The 19854-nt window shown below is 73.3% G+C and carries 15 protein-coding genes; 5 read left to right on the top strand and 10 right to left on the bottom strand.

From position 1 onward, the window contains the following. Positions 1 to 18: 18 nt before the first annotated feature. The 6 genes from ACW62_RS23020 to ACW62_RS22995 all read right to left on the bottom strand — a co-directional run bounded on the left by ACW62_RS23020 (position 19) and on the right by ACW62_RS22995 (position 7585). Positions 19 to 618, bottom strand: a complete 600-nt coding sequence (locus ACW62_RS23020) for a histidine phosphatase family protein (RefSeq protein ID WP_053206444.1) — start codon at positions 616 to 618, stop codon at positions 19 to 21. Then, on the bottom strand, positions 615 to 1739 hold the full coding sequence (locus ACW62_RS23015) for an ABC transporter ATP-binding protein (RefSeq protein ID WP_083460068.1): 1125 nt from the start codon (positions 1737 to 1739) through the stop codon (positions 615 to 617). The genes ACW62_RS23020 and ACW62_RS23015 overlap by 4 nt, the downstream gene beginning before the upstream one ends. Next, entirely contained in the window at positions 1736 to 3541 is a 1806-nt protein-coding gene (locus tag ACW62_RS23010; protein WP_083460067.1) for an ABC transporter permease, read from the bottom strand. The genes ACW62_RS23015 and ACW62_RS23010 overlap by 4 nt, the downstream gene beginning before the upstream one ends. A 2-nt stretch (positions 3542 to 3543) precedes the next feature. Further along, the gene (locus ACW62_RS23005) at positions 3544 to 4710 is read right to left on the bottom strand and encodes an ABC transporter substrate-binding protein (protein ID WP_053206443.1); all 1167 of its coding nucleotides are present in this window, start codon (positions 4708 to 4710) and stop codon (positions 3544 to 3546) included. A 28-nt stretch (positions 4711 to 4738) separates the two neighbouring features. After that, on the bottom strand, positions 4739 to 5572 hold the full coding sequence (locus ACW62_RS23000; RefSeq protein WP_053206442.1) for a MurR/RpiR family transcriptional regulator: 834 nt from the start codon (positions 5570 to 5572) through the stop codon (positions 4739 to 4741). Positions 5573 to 5725: 153 nt separating this feature from the next. After that, a complete protein-coding gene (locus ACW62_RS22995) occupies positions 5726 to 7585 on the bottom strand; it encodes an acyl-CoA dehydrogenase (protein WP_053206441.1) in 1860 nt (619 codons plus the stop codon). Between the two features lie 108 nt (positions 7586 to 7693). Between ACW62_RS22995 and ACW62_RS22990 the strand changes: the two genes are divergently transcribed. From ACW62_RS22990 to ACW62_RS22970, 5 genes are all read left to right on the top strand, one after another. After that, positions 7694 to 8188, top strand: coding sequence for an META domain-containing protein (locus ACW62_RS22990; RefSeq protein ID WP_083460066.1), 495 nt, complete (start codon positions 7694 to 7696; stop codon positions 8186 to 8188). A 1-nt stretch (position 8189) separates the two neighbouring features. After that, complete coding sequence (locus ACW62_RS22985; RefSeq protein ID WP_053206439.1) at positions 8190 to 8975, top strand: META domain-containing protein; 786 nt, start codon at positions 8190 to 8192, stop codon at positions 8973 to 8975. Positions 8976 to 9277: 302 nt separating this feature from the next. Beyond that, the gene (locus ACW62_RS22980; RefSeq protein ID WP_053206438.1) at positions 9278 to 12796 is read left to right on the top strand and encodes a hypothetical protein; all 3519 of its coding nucleotides are present in this window, start codon (positions 9278 to 9280) and stop codon (positions 12794 to 12796) included. A gap of 528 nt (positions 12797 to 13324) precedes the next feature. Beyond that, positions 13325 to 13891, top strand: coding sequence for a GNAT family N-acetyltransferase (locus ACW62_RS22975; RefSeq protein ID WP_053206437.1), 567 nt, complete (start codon positions 13325 to 13327; stop codon positions 13889 to 13891). Between the two features lie 117 nt (positions 13892 to 14008). Beyond that, positions 14009 to 16255 carry an FtsX-like permease family protein gene (locus ACW62_RS22970; RefSeq protein WP_053206436.1) on the top strand — a complete coding sequence of 749 codons (2247 nt, stop codon included), beginning with the start codon at positions 14009 to 14011 and terminating at the stop codon, positions 16253 to 16255. Here the strand turns inward: ACW62_RS22970 and ACW62_RS22965 are convergent. The 4 genes from ACW62_RS22965 to ACW62_RS22950 all read right to left on the bottom strand — a co-directional run bounded on the left by ACW62_RS22965 (position 16252) and on the right by ACW62_RS22950 (position 19838). Further along, positions 16252 to 16629, bottom strand: a complete 378-nt coding sequence (locus ACW62_RS22965) for a VOC family protein (protein ID WP_053206435.1) — start codon at positions 16627 to 16629, stop codon at positions 16252 to 16254. The two genes, ACW62_RS22970 and ACW62_RS22965, sit on opposite strands and share 4 nt — an antisense overlap. A gap of 71 nt (positions 16630 to 16700) precedes the next feature. Continuing rightward, entirely contained in the window at positions 16701 to 16883 is a 183-nt protein-coding gene (locus ACW62_RS22960) for a YegP family protein (RefSeq protein ID WP_053206434.1), read from the bottom strand. Positions 16884 to 17557: 674 nt separating this feature from the next. Further along, a complete protein-coding gene (locus ACW62_RS22955; protein WP_083460065.1) occupies positions 17558 to 18883 on the bottom strand; it encodes a glycoside hydrolase domain-containing protein in 1326 nt (441 codons plus the stop codon). A 130-nt stretch (positions 18884 to 19013) separates the two neighbouring features. Next, positions 19014 to 19838, bottom strand: a complete 825-nt coding sequence (locus ACW62_RS22950) for a glycoside hydrolase domain-containing protein (RefSeq protein WP_205629543.1) — start codon at positions 19836 to 19838, stop codon at positions 19014 to 19016. Positions 19839 to 19854: the final 16 nt, after the last annotated feature.

The raw sequence follows: 19854 nt of genomic DNA, 5'->3' as shown, positions 1-19854 counted from the left end.
TCAACCGGCACGGGGACGTCAGTCGGTGCTGTCGCCGACCTCCTCCGGGCCGGGTGCGACGTTGAAGGCGCGCAGCCGCGGCCGCGGGCCGCCGAGGTCGAAGACGGTCAGGCTGCCCGGCGGCACCGGCACCAGCGCGGCCGGCTCGAGCGCCACCAGCAGGTGGCAGGCGGCCCGGATCGGACCGCCATGCGTCACGACGAGGTGCACCCCGCCGCCGATGGCGAGGTCGTCGATCGCCGCGGCCACCCGCAGCCGCAGCGCCGTCAGCGGCTCCGCCCCGGGCGGCTGGTAGGACCCGGCGCGCCACGCGGCGTAGCCGCCGTCGCCGGTGGCGACCAGCTCCTCGCGGGTCCGCCCGGTCCAGCTGCCGAGGTCGGCCTCCTGCCAGCGCGGATCCAGGCCGCTGACGGTGACGCCGAGCAGGTGCGCCGTCTGCCGGGTGCGCAGCAGCGGCGAGCACGTGACGTGGTCGGGCCGGTAGCGCGCCACGTACGGCGCGAGCGCCCTGGCCTGGCCGCGTCCGCGCGCCGACAGCGGACGGTCCTCGCGGCCCTGCAGCCGGCGCTCGGCGTTCCAGTCGGTCTCGCCGTGGCGGACCAGCAGCAGCAGCGTCATGCGGCGTCCATCCGCGCACCGTCGGCGTCGAAGACCGCGTCCGGGCGGTCCGGCACGCGCACCCGCGCCGGGCTGCCGAGGACCGGCTCCGGCTCGTCGTCCTCGACGACGGTGACGCGGTCGTCGCCGCTGGTGCCGGACAGCAGCCAGCGCCCGGCCAGCGGGCTGGACTCGATGACCTCGATCTCCAGGGCGCCGGCCGGGTCCAGCGTGAGCGACTCGGCCCGGTACATCAGCCGCACGTCCGTCCCGTCCGGCAGCGGGCTCGGCCCGAGGTCGACGCCGTCGCGGTGGAAACGGCCACGGGTGACGACCGCGGCCAGGACGTTGGCCGGCGGGGTGCCGACGAACGCCGCGACGAACGCGCTGGCCGGCCGGCGCAGCAGGTCGGCCGGCGACCCGAACTGCTCGATCCGGCCGTGCCGCATCAGCGCCACGTGGGTGGCCATCGTCATCGCCTCGACCTGGTCGTGGGTGACGTAGACGCTGGTGGCGCCGGTGGCCCGGTGGATGCGCAGCAGCTCGGCCCGGGTCTCGACCCGCAGCTTGGCGTCCAGGTTGGACAGCGGCTCGTCGAACAGCAGGATGGCCGGCTCCGGCGCCAGCATGCGGGCGATGGCGACCCGTTGCTGCTGGCCGCCGGAGATCTCGCCGGGATAGCGTCCGGCCAGCTCGGCGATGTCGAGCAGGCGCAGGACGTCGGTGGCTCGCGCGGTCCGCCTCGTCTTGTCCAGCTTGGCGATCTTCAGCGGCCATTCGACGTTGCGGCGGACGGTCATGTGCGGCCACAGCGCGTAGCTCTGGAACACCAGGCCGGCGCCGCGCCGGCCCGGCGGGACGGTGACGCCGCGCTGCCCGCTGGCGACGGTGCGGCCGCCGAGCCTGATCTCGCCGCCGGTGGGGCTCTCCAGGCCGGCGAGCATCCGCAGCGTCGTGGTCTTGCCGCAGCCGGACGGGCCGAGCAGTACGAGGAACGAGCCGACCGGCACGGACAGGTCGATGCCGTCGACGGCGGCGGTGTCGCCGTAGTCGCGGCGCAGGCCGATGAGTTCGATCGCCGGGCCGGTGGCCGGGCCGGCCTCGGTGTCCGGTGGCGAGTCGGAGCGCAGCGCGTGGTTCATCGTTCCACCCAGGGTTGGGCCGCCCCTTGCAGGCGGCGGGCGAGCACGGTCGCGCCGACCGAGATGGCGGCGATGATGACGGTGATGGCGTTGGCGAACTGGGCGAAGCCCTCGGAGGCGTAGCGGTACGTGACGACCGACAGCAGCGGCGTCGCGGGGGTCACCAGCAGGACGACCAGCGAGAGGTCGCGGACCATCTTGACGAAGACGAGGACGCCGCCGGCCAGCAGGCCGCGGGCCGCCAGCGGGACCACGATGCGGCCGAGCCGGCGGGTCATGCCCGCGCCGGCCATGACGGCGGACTCCTCCAGCTCGCCGGAGATCTGCCCGACCGACGTGCGGCCGGACTGCGCCGCGAACGGCAGCGTGTAGGCCGCGCCCGCGATGACCAGGATGGCGAACGTGCCGTAGAGCGCCGGCAGCGGCCCGATCGGGCGGCCGAACTGGGCGATGAACGCGGCACCCAGCGCGATGCCCGGGATGAGGAAGGGCAGGAACGACAGCAGTGTCAGCGCCTGGGTGACCAGTGGCGCGCCGCGCAACCGCGTGACGACGTAGCCGACGGCCAGGCCCAGCACGGTCGCGGCCGCGGCGACCGCCAGCCCGAGCAGGACGGTGGTGGCGGCGGCCTCGATCACCTGCGGGTTGCGCAGTACGCCGCGCTGTCCCTGGGCGAACGCCGGATCGGACGCGCCGGTCCAGAAGTGCAGCGTGAACCCGTCGGTGAAGGAGTTGGTGCGCCGGGCGAAACTGGACAGCAGCAGCACGGCGGCCGGCAGCACGGTCGTCAGTGCCACGGCGGTCAGCGCGACGCCGGTCGCCGCCGGGCGGTACCGGCCCAGCTCCAGCGTGCGGCGCCGTCCGCCCTTGCCGGTGATGGTGGCGTACGAGCGTCGCCCGCCCACCAGCCGCGTGCTCAGGAACAGCACGATCGCCGCCACGGCGATCAGCAGCAGGCTCAGCACGTAGCCGCGCTCGACCTGCCCGGTCGAGATGGAGCCGTACAGGCGCGTCGACAGCGTCTGGTAGCGCACCGGCAGCCCGAGCAGGGCCGGGCTGGCGAAGTTGCTGACGCCTTCGGCGAAGGCCAGCAGCGCGGACGACACCAGCGCCGGCATCACCACCGGCAGCGCGATCGACACCGCGACGCGGGCGCGGCTGGCGCCGGCCACCTCGCCGGCCTCCAGCAGGTCACCCTTGACCCCGGCCAGCGCGGCGGCCACCAGGACGAAGGTGAGCGAGTAGTAGTGGGCGATGAGGGTGGCGCTGATCGGCAGCGCCCCCCAGGCGAGCCAGTCCGGGATGTCGAGGCCCATCCCGTGCAGGAGGCCGACCCGCCCGCCGATCCGGTCGTTGCGGAAGACCGTCTCCCACGCCAGCGCCAGCGCGAAGCTGGGCAGGGCGAACGGGATCGCCGCCAGCAGGCCGATGGTCTTCTTGAACCGGACGTCGGTCATGACGACCAGCCAGGCCAGGCCACCACCCAGGAGCATCGAACCGGCGGCGGTGGCGAACCCGATGACCAGCGAGTTCGTCAGGGGCTCGTAGAACAGGTTGCGCGACAGCGGGCTGGCCACGACGTCGCCCCAGGCCGTCAGCCCGTCGGGGCGCAGCGTGGTGGCCACGAGACCGGCCAGCGGCGCCACCACCAGCACGGCGAGGACGAGCGCCGTGACCGCGCCGAGCAGCACGATCGGCGACCGCAGCAGGGTCAGCCCGCGACCGACCCGCCCGCCCGCTCCGCCTCGCCCGCTCGGGCGCGGCGGCCCGGGCGGGGCGGGCGGCCGCGATGTGACCGCCACGGTCAGCCGAGCGTGAGCAGGAAGTCGGCGACCTCGGCGCGGCGTTCGGCCACGGCCGCCGGGTCGATGATCCAGGCGCCGAGGTCGTCCAGCGCGACCGCGTCGGCGGGCGGGACGACGTCGGTGCGGACGGGATAGTCGCCGGCGACGTAGAACGGCTCGAAGCCGGCGCCGCCGGTCTCGGTGTCGTCGCCCATCAGGAAGTCGATCAGCAGCCGGGCCGCGGCCGGGTGCTCGGCGCCGTCGACGATGCCGAGCAGCGCCGGGAAGGCGATGCCGTTGGCCGGTGCGACGTCCGTCGCCACCTGCAGCGCCCACCCCTCGTCCGCGTTGTCGCGCCGGTCGGAGTACGAGGTGAAGCCGACCGGCGGGGCGTCCTGGCCGATCTGGCCGACCGCGGCGTTGACGTTGTCGGTGTCGTCGACCAGGACCACGTCGTTCTCGTAGAGGTCCTTGAGCCACTGGCTGCCGGCGTCGGGCACGCCGTCGTCGAGCTCCAGCTCGGTGCCGGTGAGCTCCTGGTAGGCGGCGGCCATGTCGTCCGACCGGAGCGTCAGCTCGGTCGCGAGGTCGAGGTAGTCGCCGCGCACCGCGGGGTCGACCATGACGACGCGGCCGGTCCACTCCGGCTGGGTGAGCTCCCAGAGGTTGCCGACCGGCGGTCCGTCCGGATGGGCGTCCTCGTTGTACATAAGCACCTTGGTGGACAGCCGCTGGGCCAGCAGCGGCTCGCGGTACCGGTCGGGGACGGTGTCGTCCAGGCGCGGCGGGACGTAGCCGTGCAGCAGCCCCGCCTCGACCAGCTCGGTCAGGACGACGGGCGCGTCGGACAGGTAGGCGACGTCGGCGCCGGGCGTCCCGGCCTGGGCCTCGGCCTTGATGCGGGCGATCTGCTCGGTCGCGGAGATGTCGTTGCCGATCAGGTCGACACCGGGATAGGCGGCCTCGAACGCGGTCTCGACCTCGGCGATCCGCGACGTGAAGGAGTAGACGACGACGCTGCCCTCCTCCTGGGCCTGCTCGTACAGCTCGTCGGCCGAGGCGTCGTCGAGGGCGTCGGCGGTGGCCGGCGCGGCGGGTTCGGCGGAGTCGGGGGTGCCGCCTCCGCAGGCGGTGAGGGCCAGGGCGAGTGGGGTGGCGACGATCAGGGCCATGCGGGTGCGGGGCATCGTTGCTCCTGATGGGACGTGCCGGTGGTCACCCGTCCAGGCGGTCCAGCAGAGACCGGAGGTCTTCCAGGGCCTGGAGCGTGCGGTCGGGTTCCAGCCGGGCGAGGGTGAGGATCAGTGCGTTGGTGACCGCCATGGGCACGGTGAGCGACTGGAACTCGCGCCCGGAGCCGCGCGGCGCGGCGAGGACGTGGTCCGGGCGCTCATCGAGCGTCGTGAGGGTGTCGGTGATCAGCAGCGAGCCTGATCCGGCCGAACGCGCGCGACCCAGCACGGCGGACAGGTGGCGAGGTGGGTTCAGGAAGGCGAAGGCCACGACCACGTCGCCCTCGCGCAGGCCGACCAGGTGTTCGGCGAGGTCCCGGCCGGAGGTCGGCAGCGGTGTCGAGCGCAGGCCGTACCGGCGCAGCCGGCGGTGCAGGAGCTCGACCAGGACCGTGGCGTTGCCACGGCCGTAGATGTAGACGTGACCGGCCCGCAGGATCAGCCTGGCGGCGGCGTCGACGGCGTCCTGCGCCACGTGCCGGGGCAGGTCGTGCAGCGCCGCGATCTCGTCGGCGATCAACGACTCCAGCGGCCCGCCGGTGCCGGCGTGCTCGAGGCGGCGGCGGACCCGTTCGGCCGGCGTGGCGCCGCCCAGCAGGTCGTGCTGGAGCGCCTCACGCAGCGCCGGGTAACCGGGATAGCCCAGCTTCTGGGCCAGCTTGGTGGCGGTGGCCTGATGGACACCCGCCCGCGCGGCGACCTCGCCGGCCGGCAGGAACGCGGCCTCCGTCGGATGCGACAGGACGACCTCGAGCAGCTGCCGGTCGGCCTGGGTCAGGCGGCCGGCGTGCTCGGCGAGGCGCTCCTGAAGCGTCATGGGGACAGCATTCGGCAAGAAGGTTTGCCAGTCAAGAGATAATGGCAAATCTACTTGCCAAGGTGCGCCCGGCATGGCGACGGCCCCCGGACCGTGGGTGGTGCGGTCCGAGGGCCGACGTGCGGGGCGGCGGTCAGCCGCGCGGGCGACGGGTCAGAAGGCGGCCTCGTCGAGGTCCATCAGCGCGTTGTCGGTGGCCTCGGCGACGGCCCGCTCGGCCGCCAGCCGCGGCAGCACCTGCCGGGCGAAGAACTGCGCGGCCGCCACCTTGCCGTCGTAGAACGCCTGGTCCTTGGCCGAGACGTCGCCGTCGAGCCTGGTGAGCGCCACGGCGGCCTGACGCAGCAGCAGCCAGGCCACGACGAGGTCGCCGGCGGCCAGCAGCAGCCGGGTGGTGTTCTGGCCGACCTTGTAGACGTTGCGGACGTCGCCGCCCTCGGTGCGCTCGTCGGCGGACATCAGGAAGCCGACCATGGTGCCGAGGATGCCCTGGACGTCGGCCAGTGCCTTGGCCAGCAGCTCCCGCTCGACCTTCAGCCGCCCGCCGCCCAGCTCGTCGTCGACGGTCTGCTGGATCTGCTGCGACAGCCAGCCGAGGGCCTGCCCGTTGTCGCGGACGATCTTGCGGAAGAAGAAGTCCTGGCCCTGGATGGCTGTGGTGCCCTCGTACAGGGTGTCGATCTTGGCGTCGCGGACGTACTGCTCCAGCGGGTAGTCCTGCAGGAAGCCCGAGCCGCCGAAGGTCTGCAGCGACTCCGAGCCCAGCAGCACCCACGACCGCTCCGACCCGTACCCCTTGACGATCGGCAGCAGCAGGTCGTTGATCCGCTCGGCGTTCGCGTCGGTCTCGCCCCGTGCCGCCGCGGCCGCGACGGCGTCCTGCATGGTGGCGGTGTAGAGCACCAGCGCCCGCATGCCCTCGGCGTACGCCTTCTGCGTCATCAGCGAGCGGCGGACGTCGGGGTGGTGGGTGATGGTGACGCGCGGCGCCGCCTTGTCGGTGGCCCGGGTGAGGTCGGCGCCCTGGACCCGCTCCTTGGCGTAGTCGAGCGCGTTGAGGTAGCCGGACGAGAGGGTGGCGATGGCCTTCGTGCCGACCATCATGCGGGCGTACTCGATGACCTGGAACATCTGCGCGATGCCGTCGTGGACGTCGCCGAGCAGCCAGCCGGTCGCCGGTTCGCCGTCGCCGAACGTCAGCTCGCAGGTGGTCGAGACCTTGAGGCCCATCTTCTTCTCGACGTTGGTGGCGTAGACGCCGTTGCGCTCGCCCAGCTCGCCGGTCTCGGGGTCGAACCGGATCTTCGGGACGACGAACAGCGACAGCCCCTTGGTGCCGGGGCCGCCGGCGCCCTCGACGCCGACCGGCCGGGCCAGCACGAGGTGGACGATGTTCTCGCTCATGTCGTGCTCGCCGGACGTGATGAACCGCTTCACGCCCTCGATGTGCCAGCTGCCGTCCGGCTGCGGCAGCGCCTTGGTGGTGCCGGCGCCGACGTCGGACCCGGCGTCTGGCTCGGTGAGCACCATGGTGGCGGCCCAGCGGCGGTCGATCATGATCTCGGCGATGCGCTTCTGCGCCTCGGTGCCGTTGCGCCAGATGACGCTCGCGAACGACGGGCCGGACGCGTACATCCAGGCGGCGGCGTTGGAGCCGAGGATCAGCTCGGCGGCGCCCCAGAACACCGAGGGCGGCAGCGGCGTGCCGCCCAGGCCCTCGGGCAGCGCGAAGCGCCACAGCTCGGAGTCCATCAGGGTGTCGAAGCTCTTCCGAAACGCGTCGGGGACGGTGACGGTGTGGGCGGCGGGGTCGAAGACCGGCGGTGTGCGGTCGGAGTCGGCGTACGACGCGGCGAGGTCCTCGCGGCTCATGCGGTCGACCTCGGACAGGATGCTGCGCACCGTGTCGGCGTCGAACTCCTCGTAGCGCCCGCTGCCCAACTGCGCGTCGCTGCCGAACACGTCGAACAGCGCGAACTCGATGTCGCGCAGATTGGACCTGTAGTGGCTCATCGCTTCCTCCGTCAGCCTCTTGCTACCAGCCGGTAACCCCATGGTGCTACTTGTCGGTAACTTCGCGCAACCCAGGAACGGCGATGGCCCCGCGTCCGTCTCACTGACATGCGACGACTAGGAACCCTCGCTGCGGTCGCCGGCATCGCCCTGTTGGCGGCCTGCGGCGGTAACGACAGCGGCGACGACACCACCGCCGTCCCTGGCGACTCCGGCTCCGACGGCTCCACCGAACCGGCCGTGCCGATCGTCGGCAGCCGGTGGGTGCTCGAGGAACTGCAGGCCGCCGGCGCGACGATCGCGGGCCCGGCCGACCCGCAGGCCTACTTCGAGATCGGCGAGAACGGCGACGTCACCGGCTCCACGGGCTGCAACGGCTTTAGTGGGTCGGCCGAGGTGAGCGACTCCAGCATCACCTTCCAGCCGCTCATCTCCACCCGTCGCGGCTGCTCCGGCGACCTCGGCCAGATCGACAACTCGATGCTGGCGGTGCTCAGCGGCGAGGTCACCGTCGAGGTGTCCGGCGACGCTCTGACCATCACCAACGCCGAGGGTGAGTCGCTGACCATGCAGGCATCCGACGCCCCGTCGACCGATCTGTGACATGCGACGCCCAGCGGCCGGCCTCGGCCTGCTGGGCGTCCTGCTGACGCCGGCCGCCTGCGGCGACACCGCCACGGGTGACGCCGCGGGTGGTTCCGGCGCGGGCGCCGCGCTGGCCGGCCGCACGTTCGTCTCCACCGAGAACGTCGGCATCCCCGGCGGCGGCCCGCTGACGCTCACCTTCACCGACGACGGCCGGCTGCTCGCCACCGCCGGCTGCAACAGCACGAACGGCCCGGTCGAGCTGGCCGGCGGCCGCATCACCGCCGCCGACCTCGGCATGACGGCGATGGGCTGCGAGCCCGAGGTCATGGCGTCCGACGAGTGGGTCGGCGAGCTGCTGGCCGCCGAGCCCGCCTGGGAGCTGGGCGACGACGGCGTTCTCGTGCTCACCGCCGACGACCGGGGCGTGTCGCTGACCGACCGCGACGTGCTGGACCCGCCGGTCGAGCTGACCGGCCGGCAGTGGAACGTCGACGGCCTCTCCGACGGCCAGACGGCGTCGTCCGTGCCGGTCGGCGTCACGGCGTTCCTGCATATCGACGGCGACGTCCTGAGCGGCAACACCGGCTGCAACGACCTCAGCGGCACCGTCATGATCGACGGCGACGCGCTCACGGTGACCGATCTCGCGATGACGGAGCTGGCCTGCGAGGGCGCGGCGCAGTACGTCCAAGGCGTCGTGCTGGCCGCGCTCGACGGCGACGTCCGGGTCGCCATCACCAGCGACCGGCTGACACTGGAGGCGCCCAGCGGGTTCGGCCTGCAGGCGGTGGCGGCGGGTTGACAGCCCGCGGAGCTGTTTGTCACGGTTCGGCGCGGCTTTCCACAACTGATCCACAACCTGTGGGTCACGCCGGGTATCGGCGCGTACGCTGCCACGTCGGTGCAGGTGAAGACCCCTCGGGCCCTTACTCCGAGGGGTCTTCTGCGATTTCTATCGCATCCGCGGATGACTACCGCGTCACGACACGGCGTATCGCCGCGATCGGTTCGAGTTGGTCCGTCCGCATCCAACCGCTTTGCCGTTGCCGTTACATTGATCACCGACAACGGCGGGGATGAGATTTGGCCGGACCGGGAGGCAGAGTGCGCGACAGGCTCAGCCGCGCCGAGTCGGTGCTGCGGTCCGCCGTGGCTCGCGGCGGCGAGGCGGACCTCGGCCGCGACATCGATCCGCGCTCCGTCGAGTCCGCCGACGCGTGGGACGAGTCGCGCACCGTCCGCGCCCGCATCGTCGACGAGCTGCTGCGCGACGCCGGCGGCGTGCCCGGCGCCGCCGTCCGGCTGACCGGCGCCCGCATCACCGGCGGCCTGCAGCTGCGCGACGGGCGACTGGAGCGGCCGCTGCGGCTGGACATGTGCTGGATCGACGACATCCTCGCGCTCGCCGAGCTGACGGCGGCCGGCGTCGAGCTGGTCCGCTGCCGGGTGCCGGACCTGCGCACCGAATCCGTCGACGTGCAGAACGCGCTGGCCGTGCGCGAGTGCCTCGTCGGCTCGGTCAGCATGGTCGACACCCGCGTGCACCGGTCGGCGTCGTTCGAGGACAGCCGGTTCCAGGGCCGCTCGACGCTGTTCCACGCCCGCAACCTCAGCGTCGGTGGCGACCTCCTGCTCACCCGCGCGCGGCTGTTCGCGGCGTCCGGCGAGGCCATCGATGCCGAGCGGCTGCGGGTCGACGGCGGACTGGGCCTGGTCGGTGCCCGGGTCCGCGGGCCGATCGTGCTGTCCGGTGCGACCGTCGCCGGGAAGCTCGACCTCACCGACGCTGTCCTGCGCAACCGGCACGGCGTCGCGCTGGACGCCCGCCGGCTGGTCGCGGGCGGCGTGCAGGGCAACGGCCTGCGCTGCAGCGGCACCGTCGACCTCGGCCACGCGACGGTAGCCGGCAGCGTCGTGTTCGACGGCGCGGTGCTGGCCAACCCCGGCGGCGACGCCCTGGTGGCCAGCGACATCGAGGCCGACCGGCTGGAGGTCGAGAACGGCGCGCGCATCCTCGGCCGCATGCTGATCCCGCGCGGCGTCGTCCGCGACACCCTCGCGCTGCGCGGCGTCGAGATCAGCAACCCCGGCGGGTACGCGATGGTCGGCATCGGCGCCGCGGTCGGCTCGCTGGTGGCCGACCGCGCCCGGCTGGTCGGCCGGGTCATGCTGGACGAGCTGGAGGCGACGTCGGTCCGCCTCGTCGGCACCCGGGTCACCAACCCGGACGACTCCTGGGCCGTGAGCCTGCAGTCCGCGACCGTCCGGCGCGACCTCAACCTCGAGCGGCTGTCCGCCAAGGGCGGACTGAACATCAAGGGCATCCGGGTCGGCGCGGCGGTCTTCCTCACCGGCGCCAGCCTCGACGGCGGCTACCGCGCGCTGGCCGCGTCGCGGGCCGTCATCGGCGAGCGGCTGGTGCTCGGGCGGCGGTTCCGCTGCCGCGGCGACATCGACCTCGCCCACGCCGACCTCGGCAAGAGCCTGGCCATGGACGGCGTCCGGGTGCAGGGCCAGCTGCGGCTGTTCCAGGCCCGGGTGCGCAGCGACGTGCTGCTGCGCGGCGCCTACATCGAGGCGTCCGGCATGGGCGTCGACGCCATCGGCCTGCGGGTCGACGGCCGGTTCACCGCCCGCGGCATGGTCTGCGACGGCGCCGTCCGGCTCACCGCGGCGGTCGCCGACAGCGTCGTGCTGACCGGCGCACAGATCTACAACCCCGACGGCAACGCGCTCATCGCGCCGCGCATGGAGGTCCGCGGCGACCTCGTCGTCGGCGACGACCCGTACTCGTCCGACCTCGGCGGGTTCTGGGCCGACGGCGGCCTGGTGCTGCGCGACGGCAAGGTCGGCGGCGACGTCGTGTTCGACGGCGCCGTGCTGCGCCGGCCCGACCACCGCGCGCTCGACGGCACCGGCATGCAGGTGGGCGGCAAGGTCTCGTTCGAGCGGGCCGAGATCGAGGGCACCGTCTCGTTCGACCAGGCGCACGTGCGCCGCCGGTTCGTGCTCAGCGGCTCGACGCTGGCCGGGCACGGCGTCGGGTCGGCCGATGGGGCGATCGTCTTCAGCGCGATCCAGACGACGTCCGACGACTTCCTCGTCGACGGCGGGGTGTTCAACGGCGCGCTGCGGCTCACCGGGTCGACGTTCTCGGCCGGGCTGAGCCTGCGGCGCGCGCGGTTCGTCGCACCCGGGCAGACCGCGCTGCTGCTGCCCGAGGTCGGCTGCGGGGTGTTCCGGCTGACCGAGCTGGACGTCGACGGCGCCGTCATCGTCGCGCGGTCCCGGGTCGGCGGCGACCTCCTCGTCGACGGCGGCCGCTATCACCACCCGGGCCGGCTCGCCGTCGACGCCGCGCAGGTCGAGATCGGCGGCTCGTTCCTCGTCCGCGACGCGCAGCTGACCGGTGGCCTCGCGCTGCGACGGGCCGAGGTGGGCTTCAGCGTCATGCTGACGGCGGTACACGGCGAGGTCGGCGAACGGGCCGACGGCCGGGTCGCCGTCGGGGAGATCGTCGCGGCCTCCGGGCTCAAGGTCGAGGGCAACCTGGAGTGCCGTGATGTCGAGCTGACCGGGCAGGTCTCGCTGGCCGAGGCGGTGGTGGCCGGCCGGCTGCTGGTCCGCGGCCGCACGACGCTGACGAACCCGGGCCGCACCGCGGTGTTCGCGCCGAACCTGCGGGTGTCCGGCGCGGTCGAGCTGGGCTCGCGCCGCTCCACCGGCAACGGCCCGCTGATCATCGTCGGCGAGGTGCGGCTGGACCGCGCGCACATCGGCGAGCTGTCGTGCGAGCAGGTGACGATCAGCCAGGAGCACGCCGCCGACTCCCGTGCGGCCGGAACCGAGCAGGAGCGGCCGCTGGTCTCGTTGCACGAGGCCGAGGTGGACCGGCGGATCCTGATGAACGACCTCAGCGTCGCCGCCACGGCCACCGGGCTGCGGGCGCTGATCGACCTCTCCGAGTTGCAGGCCGGCACCGTGGAGCTGCCGGCCGGCGAGATCGCCGTCGACCTGCGCGGGTCCGAGGTCCGCACGCTGGTCATGGACCCCACCGACACCTCGATGGTCATGCTGTCCGGCCTCACCTTCGACGACCCCGGCGACGCCGACACCGACACCGCGCTGGCGTGGCTGCGCCGCGACCCCACCGGCTACCAGCACCAGGTGTACGAGCAGCTGGCCAGCCACTACCGCCGCTCCGGCGACGACGCCGCAGCGCGCACCGTCCTGCTGGCCCGGCTGCGGCACCGCCGCGACCTGCTGCGCACGTCCTCATTCGGCCAGTCGCTGATGAAGGGCTGGGGCTACCTGCAGGACCTCACCGTCGGCTTCGGCTACCGGCCCGGCCTGGCCGCCATCTGGTTCGTCGGCCTGCTGGTGTTCGGGACCGCCTACTTCTGGGACAAGACGCTGGACCCGGTCGAGGTGAACGTCCACCCGACGTTCAACCCGTTCGGCTACACGCTCGACCTGCTGATCCCGATCCTCAGCCTGGGCCAGGACGCCGCCTGGGACCCGCGTGGCCCGGACCTCGTGGTGGCCTACGGGCTCGTCTTCAGCGGCGCCGTGCTCGCCACGACCGTCGTCGCCGCCGTCACCCGGGTGCTGAATCGCCGGTAGTTGTCCACAGATTCTGTGCACAGGGGTGTGGGAAACCGGTGGGCCACGCTCAGCCTCTTGTGGACATCCTTGTGGGCGACGGCCCGGCCCGGAAATGTTCGCCGAACCCTCTTGTGCGACCCCCTCGACAGGACTAGAAATGCTCCATCGTCATCGACGAGATCGGAGCCGGACAGCCGGGGTGACCTGGCCAAAGGCACCGAAGGTAGTCGAGGGCGGGCCGGACGGAGAACGGCAGTTCGCCACGTCGGGGCAACCCGGCGGACCGCACCCCGATGGGCGGGGCGGCTGACGGAGCCGGACGGCAGACCGGAAGGGCAGTGGAGCACGCGGGCGACCGCGAGACCGCCGTTCGAGCCGCCGTCATCGGAGGGGGCGAGCATCCGGCCGGTTCATCCGGACGCGATGGTTCTGGTCGACTGAGAAGGCCCCTCGGACCCTTACTCCGAGGGGCCTTCGCCTGTCCCCAGTGTAAACGTGTTGCGTAAATGCGTTGCCGCGCCCCATGGCGCCAGGTAGACAGGGCGCGTGATCAACGCTGGGGCACTCGCTGCCACCCCCACGCTCACCGGCCCGCGCATCCGGCTGGTCCCGCTCGGCCCCCAGCACGCCGAGGCGGTGTTCGCGTCGCTGCAGGACGCCGAGTTCAACCGCCTCACCGGCACCCACCAGACGTTCACCCGCGCGGCCATCGACGCGTACTGCGCCAGCCGCGCCGACCAGTACGACCGCCTCGACTGGGCCTTCGAGGACACCGCCACCGGCGAGTACGTCGGCGGGCTGGCCGTCAATGAGGTCGACGCCGACAACGAGACCGCCGGCTTCCGCATCGACCTCGTCGAGAGCCACCGCGGCCGTGGGCTCGGGCCCGAGGCGATCGAGCTGATGCTCGCCTACCTGTTCGAGGAGGTGGGCGTGTATCGCGTGGGCCTCGAGGTGTACGCGTTCAACCCGCGGGCGCAGCGCTCGTACGAGAAGTGCGGGTTCGTCGTCGAGGGACGGGAGCGCGGGGCGCTGCTCTGGGACGGCGAGCGCGTCGACGCCGTGCTCATGGGCCTGCTCCGGGCCGACTGGCGGGCCCGCCACAGAATCTGAGGTGGGGCTGGCCCCCGGCTGAAGCCGCCGGTCAGCGCCATGGGACCGACGCCGCCCGCTCCGTAGCGTCGAACCCGAGGTCGCGCACCAGGTGCGACGTGTTCTCGGGAGCAACCGATGTTCGGTCTGGCGGTGCGGACCCTGCGGTATCGCATGGGCGCCTTCGTGGCGGCGTTCGTGGCGATGGTGCTCGGCACCGCGATGGTGATGGCCTGCGGCGGGCTGATGGAGACCGGCATCCGCACGGCGGTGCCGCCGCAGCAGCTGGCCGGCGCGGACGTTGTCGTCGCGGGGGAGCAGCGTTACGACATTCCCGGCACCGACGAGTCCGTGGTGCTGCCCGAGCGGGTGCGCGTCGACGACGAGCTGGTCGCGACGGTCGCCGCGGTCGACGGCGTGGCCGCGGCCGAGGGGCGGGTGCTGGACGAGCCGGCGCCGTCCGGCACGGTCGACGCGATCGCGGTGACGGCCACGCCCGGCGTGGGCGCCGGTGAGCTGCGCGAGCGGATCGCCGCCGCGCTCGACGGCACCGCCACGACGACGCTCACCGGCGACGCGCGTGGCCTGGCCGAGCTGCCCGAGGCGCGGGCCAGCAGCGTGGACCTCATCTCGCTGGCGGGAGTCTTCGGCGGCTGGGCGATCATGGTCTCGATGTTCGGCGTCGCCTCGATGCTGGCGCTGTCCATCCAGCAGCGCGGCCGTGAACTGGCGCTGCTGCGCGCGGTCGGCGGCACGCCCGGCCAGCTGCGCCGCATGGTGCTCGGCGAGACGCTGCTGCTGTCGGTGGTCGCGACCGGGATCGCCCTGGTGCCGGGCCACTACCTGGGCCGGTTCCTGTTCGAGCGGATGACCGACGCCGGCGTCGTGCCCGCCGGGGTGGAGTTCCGGCAGGGCTGGATCCCGATGGTGACGGCGGTCGGCGCGGCGCTGATCGCGGCGGTCGGCGGCGCGCTGGTCGCCGGGCGCCGGGCGGCCGCCGTCCGGCCCACCCAGGCGCTGGCCGAGGCCGCACTGGAGCACCGGACGATGGGCGCGTGGCGCTGGGTGTTCGGCCTGCTGACGCTGAGCGGCGGCATCGCGCTGGGCGTCGTCACGATGACGGTGATGAGCGGGCCGCTGACGACCAGCACGGCGGGCCCGGCGGTGATCCTGTGGGCGATCGGGCTGGCGCTGCTCAGCCCGGTGCTGACCCGCGCCATGACCGCGCTGCTGCAGTGGCCGGTCCGGGCCGTGGCCGGCGTCCCCGGGCACCTGGCCGTGCTCAACGCCCGCGGCCGCACGGCCCGCACGGCCGCCGTCGTCACCCCGATCATCATGCTCACCGGCATCGCCACCGGCACGCTCTACCTGCAGTCCACCGAGGACGCGGTCAACCGCGACGCGTTCACCGCCGGGCTGGTCGCCGACGCCGTCGTCACGTCGTCCGCGCCCGCCGACGCGGCGCTGGTGGACCGCATCGCCGCACTGCCCGGCGTCGCCGGCGCCTCCCAGCTGGTCCGCAGCACCGGCTTCGTCGAGGCGCCGCGCGACGGCTCACAGAGCGACGAGGGCTGGACGCTGCAGGGCGTCACCGCTGCCGGCGCGGAGGCGACCACCCCGGTCACGACGGTGGACGGCGCCCTCACCGGCCTCACCGGCGACACCGTCGCGCTGGACGCCGACCACGCGCGGTCGCTCGGGGTGGGCCTCGGTGACGAGCTGACGCTGCGGCTCGGCGACGGCGCGACGGCGACGGTCCGGGTGGCCGCGACCTTCGACGCCGCCGACGACTACGACACGCTGCTGCTGCCGGCGGACCTGCTGGCGGCGCACACGACCGCCGGCGGGGCGCACGAGATCCTCGTCGCCGCGGACGACGGCGCCGCGTCCGCCGTCGTCGCCGAGCTGCGCGATCTGGCCGCCGCGACGCCCGGGCTGGCCGTCGCCGACCGTGCCGCGCTGTTCGACGAGTACGGCGACCAGCAGCAGACGCTCGCCTTCGCCAACTACACCATCGTCCTCATGATCGTCGCGTACGCCGCGATCTCGGTGATCAACGTGCTGTCGGCCAGCACCGGCGCACGGCGGCGCGAGTTCGGGCTGCAGCGGCTCACCGGCGCGACCCGGTCCCAGGTGCTGCGCATGGTCGGCGCCGAGGGCGTGCTGGTGGCGGCCGTCGGCATCACGCTCGGCACCCTCGCCTCGGTCGCGACGCTGGTCCCGTTCAGCCTCGCGCGGGCCGATCAGCTGACGCCGTCGGGGTCGCCGCTGATCTATCTGGGCGTGGTGGCGGTCGCGCTGGGCCTGACGCTGGCGGCGACGCTGCTGCCGGCCTGGCAGGTGCTGCGGCAGCGGGCCGCCCAGGCCGCGGCGACGGCGGACTAGCCGGCGTCGGTCACGCAGAACTCGTTGCCCTCGGGGTCGAGCATCGTGGTCCACCGCTCGTGGACGCTGTGCACACTGGCCCCGAGGGCGAGCAGCCGGTCGACCTCGGCCTGCCGGTCGGCCGCCTCGACCTCGAGGTGTACGCGGTTCTTCACCGTCTTGCGCTCGGGCACCTGCTGGAAGAACAGCGTCGGGCCGGGGCCGCCGACGGCCACCGTCGGGTCGGTCTCGGGGGTGAGCCCGAGCGCCGCCAGCCGCTCGACCTCGGCGTCGTCGTAGGGCAGGACGTCGTAGTCGTCGAGCACCGCGGCCCAGAACCGGGCCAGGCTCGGCGCGTGCCCGCAGTCGACGACGATCTCGCGCAGGGCGGCCATGCGCCCCCACCCTAGACGAGCGGAGCCCCGGCCCGCGCGTGGCGGAACCGGGGCTCGCGGACGGCCGGACGTCAGCCGGTCTGGTCGTCGATCTCCGCCTCGGCGGCGTTGCGCTTGATGGAGTCGATGCCGTTGAGCGCGCCGCTCTTGCTGCTGTACGCCTCGCCGACGGCGATGACCTCGCCGTTGCCGGCCTTCAGGCGGAAGCGGTACTGGTCGGACTTGTCCTTGTAGAGCTCGAACTTGCCTGCCATGGGTCAGACCTTCCTGTCACGTCGAACACCTGGCAGCAGCGTAGAGGCAGGGCCGGACGTGCGCCGCCCGATCCGGCCCGTGTCTGCGCCCCGGTCGACCCGCTCGACCCGCCGACGCCGCCGGAGACGCCGGGCACGCCGCCTCCGGGTGGCGATGACGACTGATCATCGTCGGCGGGACGGCGCTGGTGGTCACGCGTCGCCGGTCGGGGGCGGGGGGCCTGATCGGCTGACGGGGGAGCGAGCGGGGCCGGCCGGGGTGGCGGTCGGTCCCGTTCGTCGGAAACGGTCGGGTGACCTAGCGCCCCTTCTGGCGGCCGCTTCGTCACCTGATCGTTTCGTGTCCGCATGCTGGAGTTGATCAGGTGACGTTGCGCTGTTCGTGGGCGCGGTTTGGTCACCTGATCGTTTTCCAGGGGTGGATCAGGTGACGAAGCGGCGTGCTGGGGCGGCGTGCGGTCAGGCGCCGGCGCTCGGGCCTTTCGCGCGGTCGACAGGGGTGCACGCCGCCTGGTGCTCTGCCGTCAGATGTGGTGGCAGAGCGCGATCGCGCGATGGAGGTCTGCGGTCAGATGTGACGGCAGAGCACCAGCCGGCGTGCACGGGTCCTTGACCTGTGGCGATGCCCCGGCGTGGTAGGCGGCCCGCAGCGCCAGGCGGGAGCGCGCGTCGGCTCACGGGCAGCGCGGCACCGGCGCGCTCCAGGTGTGGGAGGACTGGTTGCCCACGAAGTAGTCGCTGACCCAGCGCCCGTCGTCCATCCGGTTCCAGACCCGGCTGGTCCCGACCAGCGAGCCGACCGACTGGCACATGACGTATGCGAGGGCTCCGGGCTGCAGTGCGGCGCCGGCGGCGGCGTAGTTCGTGCCCGGCCCGCCCCGCGCGGTCAGCGGCGTCGTGCTCGTCACCTGGCCGGGGTACGTGCACTTGGGCAGCGAGCTGGAGAATGTGGTGCTCGACGGCGTCGAGACGTAGTAGTCGGCCACCCACGCGCCGTCGGTGAGCCGGTCCCACACGCCGCTGCTGCCGACCCGCTGGCCGTGCCCTTGGCACACCACCGCGACGGACGCTCCGGGTGCGATGCTGCGGGCGACGGGGTAGGCCGTCGACGGCCCGGTGCGCGCGTTGAGCGCCGTCGCGCTGGTGACGCGGAACGTCTGGGCGACGGTCGCGACCGGGGCGTCGAGCGCGTCGCTGTCGATGTTCAGCGTGACGCCGCCGTGCGTCTCGGTGTGGTCGCCGCGGTACTGCTTGGCCCGCTGGTGGTTGGCCCACTGGGTGTTGGGTGCGGTGGGCCAGCCGGTGAGCGCGGAGTTGCCGTCCCAGCGCGCCATCCAGACGGCGTCCGGCCGGGCCCAGCTGGCCGAGCCGTACGAGCCGGACAGCGTCGGCAGGCCGGAGTCCTGGTGCACGTAGACGCCGGCCAGGTAGCCGGCCTGGTGGACGGTCACGGTCCAGGCCGAGACATACCGGCGGACCGCGAGCACGCAGTCGGCGTTCGTGCGGTCGAAGTGCTCGACGTCGGCGTAGAGGGCGCTGCCCGGCAGCAGCCCGAGCGCTCGCGCCTGGGCGACGGCGTCCTGCGCGTCCGAGATCCCGTACGAGCCCGCCGTCCCGGACGTGTACCGGTGCGGCTTGGTGCCGAGCAGGCAGAACGGCTGCCGGCCGAAGTAGGTGGGCAGCAGCCGCCAGCCGGCCGCCGTCGCGCCGCGGACCCACGCCGCGGTGAGGTTGGGCTGCGTGCAGCCCCGGTTCACGCCGCCGAAGTAGATGTTGACGGTGCGGAACGGCGACGCGCGCCAGGCCTGCAGCGCGGCCAGCGACGGCGCGGTGCAGGTGTCGAAGCCCCGCCCGGTGGCGACGGTGGCCGACGACCCGCTCGGGTAGTTCCCCGGCGTGGCCGGATACCCCTCGGCCGGCGTGCTGAGCGCGGCGACGACCAGCGCCGCGCCGACGGCGCCAGCGGCCGCCCTGCTGACTGTGCCCGACCAGCGGCTCATGGTGGACCCCCCTGTCCTCCGGTCTGGGCCAGAAGCCGGCCGCGAGGTCCCAGGCGGCGGCGAGTCCCCACGGGAGGAGGGAACCAGTGTGCTCTCGAAAACCGCCGTTGAACAGGGGTTTCGGGCGGCGTTACCGACCTGCGACCGTGGCGATGGGCGCGTCGAGCGAGTCGCTGTCGATGTTGAGCGTGACGCCGCCGTGCGTCTCGTTGTGGTCGCCGAGGTACTGCTTCGCCCGCTGGTGGTTGGCCCACTGGCTGTCCGGCGCGGTCGGCCACCCGGTGAGTGCGGGGTTGCCGTCCCAGCGCGCCATCCAGACGGCGTCCGGGCGGGCGTAGTCTGGGGAGTCGTAGACGGCGGAGAGGTCGCGCAGGCCGGAGTCCTGGTGCACGTACACCCCGGCCAGGTAGCCGGCGTCGTGCAGCGTCGTCGTCCAGGCGGAGACGTAGCGGCGGACCGCGGTGACGCACGAGGTGTCGCGGCGGTCGTAGTGCTCGACGTCGGCGTACAGCGCGCTGCCCGGCAGCAGTCCGAGGTGCTGCGCCTGCGCGACGGCGTCCTGCGCGTTCGCGGTGCCGATGGCGGTGGCGTCGGCCTCGGTGAACCGGTGCTCCTTCGAGCCGAGCATGCAGATCGGCTGGTGGCCCATGTACGTGGGCAGCAGGCCCCAGCCCATGCCGCTGACCGTCTGCACCCACGACGGCGTCAGGTTCGGCTGGCGGCAGCCGCGGTTGACGCCGCCGAAGTAGATGTTGACGGTGGTGTAGGGCGACGTGCCCCACCACGCGTCGAGCGCGGCGACCGACGGCGCGGTGCAGGTGTCGAAGCCCAGGCCGGTGGCGATGGTGGGCTCCGGGACGCGCGCATCGGTGGCGCCCACCGGCGCGGCGGCGGTGACGGAGCTGGCGGCGAACATGACGGTGGCGGCGATGACCGCGTGGCGTCTCCGGGTCATGGAGACAGTCATACCA

The organism is Jiangella muralis, from assembly GCF_001270745.1.
Lineage (GTDB): Bacteria > Actinomycetota > Actinomycetes > Jiangellales > Jiangellaceae > Jiangella > Jiangella muralis.
The sequence above is the reverse complement of the archived record's forward strand: the minus strand, read 5'-3'. Positions and strand labels throughout refer to the sequence as shown.